This is a genomic window from Streptococcus sp. GMD6S, from assembly GCF_000297015.1.
The window spans coordinates 1-2,473 of the sequence record NZ_AJRH01000305.1 but is presented as its reverse complement, the minus strand read 5'-3'; the positions used below and the strand labels follow the sequence as shown (position 1 = coordinate 2,473).

Genomic DNA, 2,473 nt, shown 5'->3' with positions numbered 1-2,473 from the left:
AACAACCCTATCCGCTGGTTCTTAGCTGTGCGAAAATATGAACAGGGGAAAGTGATATTTAAGGAAGAGAAATAAGTGGGAGGATAAGATGAAAGAAAAGTATGTTGAGTTTTTAAATATGGCAGTTGTGGATACTAGTCCTATAAAGCGTTTTGATTATATAAGGGCTTTTGCAATGGAGATTGTTTTTACTTTACTAATATTTATAGTATCTATTTTTATAAAAGGTGAGATGCATGATGTGAGTATGATTATCTTTTACATTACTATTTATCATGCAGTAGCTTTATTGTCCATGTTCTTGCTATTCCAAAAATTTTCCAAATCAAAATTCTTGCAATTGATTCCAGCCAGTTCTATTTTGATTTCTCATGTTGAGTTTCTCTTCTGGGGATCTATATTTTTAGGGAAGAACTATTGGTCTGTCTTCACGATTTTAATTGGCCTAAGCCTTATTTTTCAGTTACTGACCTTTGTTTACCAGTTGTTAATTGTCCCTAAAGCTAAGAAATTACCACAGGGTGAGTATAGGAAGAATCTTTTATTTCTTCCTTCTGTTATTTGCCTATTGATTTCCGCTATTGTAGTAGTTATAGCACGTTTATTTACGTTGTCAGGAATATATGTAGTTTCTTCCCTCGTCGCAGGGAGCATAGCCTGCCTTCCCTTCTATTGGCTTGAGTATGCACGAGTATTCACCGGTTGGAAAAAGAAAAGCACGAATAACTTTATTTATAGAGGCACAATAAAATAAAATTAATTAGAGTGGCTAGTAGTACAGCTCATGCTAGGAGGATAAGATGAAGGAAAAATATTATGAATTTTTGAATATACTGATGACTGGTTATAAACCAGTAAGAAATTTAAATTTCTATCTTGCATTTTTATTCGAAATTCTATTTACTTCAGTAGTACTGATTGTTTCTATATTTACTAAGAATCAAATGCATAATCTTAGTATATTTTTGATTCATGTTACTATTGTCCATATGGTAATAGTACTGCTTGCATTTTTATTGTTTCAAAAATTTTCCGCTTCAAAATTATTACAATCAGTTCCGACGACTTCGTTTCTTTTTCTTCATTTTGAGTTTCTTTTTTTGAGCTCTATATTCTTTGGGGAACAGTATTTATCGATATTCTTTCTTTTCATTGGATTGAGCTTTGCTTTTCAAGTGATAAACTTTTTTTATCAAATATCAATTGTTCCAAAAGTAAAACAAATGCCAGATACTGAGCATAAGAAGAATTTGTTACACTTACCAACCCTTATTGTAACAGTAATGTCGGCGGTAATAGTAGTCATAACACGATTGTTTATGTTATCTGGAATCTATATTATCATCGGATTAGTAGGAATGAGTATTTCATGGAACTCGTTCTTTATTCTCGGATATACTCAAGTATTCACAGGTTGGAGAAAGAAAAGCACGAATAACATTATTTATAGAGGAGAAATAAAATGAAATTAATTAGAATAGATATCAGCAATATTGCTTATACAGAGAAAAAAGTTCCCATGGATTTTTTTCTAGATTTGATTGAAGGTTGTGAAAAATTATTATTTGAAACAGGGGTCTATAAAAATGGTCCGACAACGATTGAAACATGTTTGAGCACTTTTGGAAAGCCAGGAGAAGCCTCGTTTAAGGTCTATATTCCGACAAACATCCCAATTGAAGGAAATGATGAATTTCAATATCTAGAACATTTTACTATTAAGCAGTGTGTCTCTGATGTAACTCCATTTGATGAACATTTCCTTCCAAAAATTGAAGAAATGAAGCAATATATTCAAGATGAGGGGTTGGAAATGCAAGGAGATACCGTTTTTCTAGCGATATTGCCAATATTTGGGCAACACTTTGTTGAAATTAATATCCCAATTAAGGAGATTTCAGATGCTATTTAAAAACGTGGGAGAATACCAAGATATACAATATAGAAATGTTATCTCAAGGTATTATACAGTATCTCCAGAAGAGATGCCAGACACTTATAACGCTTTTTTAGACGAAGTAAGAAAAGCAGGATATACGCTTCGAGGACCTTTCTTTTATACGATTAATTCCAAGTTAGAAGAAAATCAAGATGTGTTGATGGAGCTGTTTATCCCAGTAGAAGAAGAGTATATTGAAGATGCTTTGCCAAAAGACTTTTTGTATCACAGTCTGTTTCAAGTTTTAAATACTGTTTCAACTAGAATTTTAGAACCAGATGATGAGTCAGTGAAAGAGGGAATAAGCTTCTTGGCGGGTTATATCTATTATCAGGGACATTGTGAGTTGACCCCTCCCTTCTTTTTTACCACAATCTCTGATGAGAAAGTCTATACAGATATTAAGGTAGGGGTGTTGAAGGAGTAAGTCGAATTTTTAATAAAGCTCACAAAAGAATAAAGAAAAGAGGGAATGATAATGTCACAAGAGAGATATTTGCAGATCAAAAAAGAGCATCAAGTTCGTAAGTTTGT

At 32.7% G+C, this 2,473-nt stretch carries 4 protein-coding genes; all 4 read left to right on the top strand.

Annotated features, from left to right (window positions below; genetic code table 11):
* Window positions 1-88 precede the first annotated feature (88 nt).
* The 4 genes from GMD6S_RS11100 to GMD6S_RS11085 are packed head-to-tail and all read left to right on the top strand — an operon-like array spanning window position 89 to window position 2,366.
* On the top strand, window positions 89-754 hold the full coding sequence (locus tag GMD6S_RS11100; RefSeq protein ID WP_000660944.1) for a hypothetical protein: 666 nt from the start codon (window positions 89-91) through the stop codon (window positions 752-754).
* A gap of 46 nt (window positions 755-800) precedes the next feature.
* Window positions 801-1,466, top strand: a complete 666-nt coding sequence (locus GMD6S_RS11095) for a hypothetical protein (protein ID WP_000660947.1) — start codon at window positions 801-803, stop codon at window positions 1,464-1,466.
* On the top strand, window positions 1,463-1,912 hold the full coding sequence (locus GMD6S_RS11090; RefSeq protein ID WP_000767351.1) for a hypothetical protein: 450 nt from the start codon (window positions 1,463-1,465) through the stop codon (window positions 1,910-1,912). Before GMD6S_RS11095 ends, GMD6S_RS11090 begins: the two co-directional genes overlap by 4 nt.
* Entirely contained in the window at window positions 1,902-2,366 is a 465-nt protein-coding gene (locus GMD6S_RS11085) for a DUF5085 family protein (protein WP_000897912.1), read from the top strand. Before GMD6S_RS11090 ends, GMD6S_RS11085 begins: the two co-directional genes overlap by 11 nt.
* Window positions 2,367-2,473 lie beyond the last annotated feature (107 nt).

Bases quoted from the DNA above. Each gene is read 5' to 3' on its own strand.
- GMD6S_RS11085 (WP_000897912.1), top strand. From the start codon at position 1,902: ATGCTATTTAAAAACGTGGGAGAATACCAAGATATACAATATAGAAAT.
- GMD6S_RS11100 (WP_000660944.1), top strand. From the start codon at position 89: ATGAAAGAAAAGTATGTTGAGTTTTTAAATATGGCAGTTGTGGATACT.
- GMD6S_RS11090 (WP_000767351.1), top strand. From the start codon at position 1,463: ATGAAATTAATTAGAATAGATATCAGCAATATTGCTTATACAGAGAAA.
- GMD6S_RS11095 (WP_000660947.1), top strand. From the start codon at position 801: ATGAAGGAAAAATATTATGAATTTTTGAATATACTGATGACTGGTTAT.